Source organism: Nostoc sp. CHAB 5715 (assembly GCF_020829685.1).
GTDB lineage: Bacteria > Cyanobacteriota > Cyanobacteriia > Cyanobacteriales > Nostocaceae > Nostoc.
The window spans coordinates 1-2,003 of record NZ_JAIVFR010001200.1 but is presented as its reverse complement, the minus strand read 5'-3'; the positions used below and the strand labels follow the sequence as shown (position 1 = coordinate 2,003).

General features: G+C 46.4%; 2 protein-coding genes. Both read right to left on the bottom strand.

Translation table 11 applies throughout. The annotated features are described in order from the left end of the window. Positions 1-892 (bottom strand): translation elongation factor Ts (gene tsf / locus LC574_RS37670; protein ID WP_229458707.1); only part of this gene is annotated, 892 nt, incomplete at its 3' end. 217 nt (positions 893-1,109) lie between these two features. After that, positions 1,110-1,904 (bottom strand): 30S ribosomal protein S2, encoded by a 795-nt coding sequence (gene rpsB, locus LC574_RS37665; protein ID WP_229458708.1) that lies wholly within the window; start codon positions 1,902-1,904, stop codon positions 1,110-1,112. Between the last annotated feature and the right edge of the window lie 99 nt (positions 1,905-2,003).

Sequence of the window (2,003 nt, the reverse complement as noted above, 5' to 3'; positions counted from 1 at the left end):
GGCTTGTCCAAATGCCCAGTATATAGCGGACAAAGCGGGTCACTTGAATCTCTTCGCCTAATTGCGCCTTCACTTGCTTCACCAAGTCTTCCACGGAAATACTTTGATCGCGAATGTAAGGTTGATCGAGCAAGGTCAATTCTTTCAGGCGTTTTTCAATTCGTCCCTGAACAATTTTTTCTTTGATGTTATCTGGCTTGTTCGCCAAATCATCCTTGCCCATTTCAATATCTTTTTCCTTTTGGGCAACTTCGGCGGGGATTTGGTCTACGCTCACATACTCGACATTTGGACAAGCCGCAACTTGCATTGCAGTGTTCCGTGCCAAGCTCTGGAACTCTTGATTGGTAGCCACTGACTCAGTTTGAGAACCCAGTTCTACCAATACACCAACTCGACCGCCAGTGTGAATGTAGCTGTCTACTACACCTTGCGTGCCTTCTGCTAGTGCAAAATTGACAAAGCGACGCACTTGGATGTTTTCACCTAGCGTGGCAATGGTTTGCTTGATGAATTCTTCTACAGTCGCATTTTCATTATCAATATAGTGTTGAGCCAACAAAGACTCAACACTATCAGCAGTCGCTGCTTGCTTTGCCAGGTTCTTAACTAGAGCTTTAAAAGCCTCGTTACGAGCAACAAAGTCGGTTTGGCAGTTGACTTCTATGAGTACACCCACTCGACCACCGGGCTGAATGTAAGTGTCTACTAGACCTTCTGCCGCAACGCGATCGCTTTTTGTCCCCGCCTTAGAGATGCCCTTTTTCCGTAGCCAGTCTATGGCTTCTTCTATGTTGCCATCAGTCTCTTGCAGCGCCTTTTTGCAGTCCATCATGCCGGCACCAGTTTTTTGGCGTAGCTCTTGGACGAGTTTTGCAGATATTTCCGCCATGTTGCCTCAATTCCTAACTTGACCTCGAGTTGTAATCGCTCACGGGTGTTGAGTATTTCTATCTTACTCAGGGCTGGGGTAGAAAAAATAATGAAGTTATAAGGTATGACTTTTTTTGCCTCTACCTTTGCCTACGATTTACCGCAGGCTAAGGCGGCTTGCTGCTACTCTGCCAGCCACCGCCCTCCTTCGGACAGTTTCTTCACCCCTGCTTTACTTATTCGTCTGTTTCCTCATCGGGAATTATGGCGTCAGTATATTCGCCCTCTTCGTAGTCTTCGTCATACTCACTACCGTCGTAATCTTCGTAATCCTCTTCAACATCCAGCTGACCGTGACGACCTTCATAAATGGCATCCGCCAATTTTCCGACTATCAGCTTAATTGACCTGATAGCATCGTCGTTTGCCGGGATGGGGATATCTACTACATCTGGGTCACAGTTTGTATCCAGCATGGACACAATTGGAATATTCAGCTTTTGGCATTCTTGAACTGCGTTATATTCCCGCCGTTGGTCTACAATTACCACGATATCGGGCACTTTCCGCATTGTTTTAATGCCGCCTAAGTATTTCTGAAGCTTCGTCATTTCCCGACGTAGCATTGATGCTTCTTTTTTCGGTAATAAATCTAGTGCGCCAGTTTCTTCACGGCGTTCTAAATCTTTTAGACGGTCTACCCGTGTTTTGATGGTTGCCCAGTTGGTCAACATTCCGCCCAACCAGCGTTGGTTAATATAGTGGGAACCACAACGGCTGGCTTCTTGGGCAATAATTCCAGCTGCTTGGCGCTTGGTGCCGACAAAAAGAAATTTCTTCCCTTGTTCTGCGTGCGATCGCATGTAGTTGTAGGCATTATCCATCAACTGGGCAGTTTGCACCAAGTCGATGATATGCACACCATTGCGGGAAGTATAAATGTAAGGAGACATTTTCGGGTTCCAACGCCGGGTCTGATGCCCAAAGTGAACCCCTGACTCCATCATTTGAGCCAATGAAACAACTGGCATATTTCTAACTCCTATTCGGGTTAAACCTCCATCCAAGCGTATTTCCCAACTGGGAAACACCCGAATTCTCAGATGTGCGAGATTAGTTAACCATACTAG

Coding starts and splice junctions, on each gene's coding strand:
- rpsB (WP_229458708.1), bottom strand. CDS start 1,904: ATGCCAGTTGTTTCATTGGCTCAAATGATGGAGTCAGGGGTTCACTTT.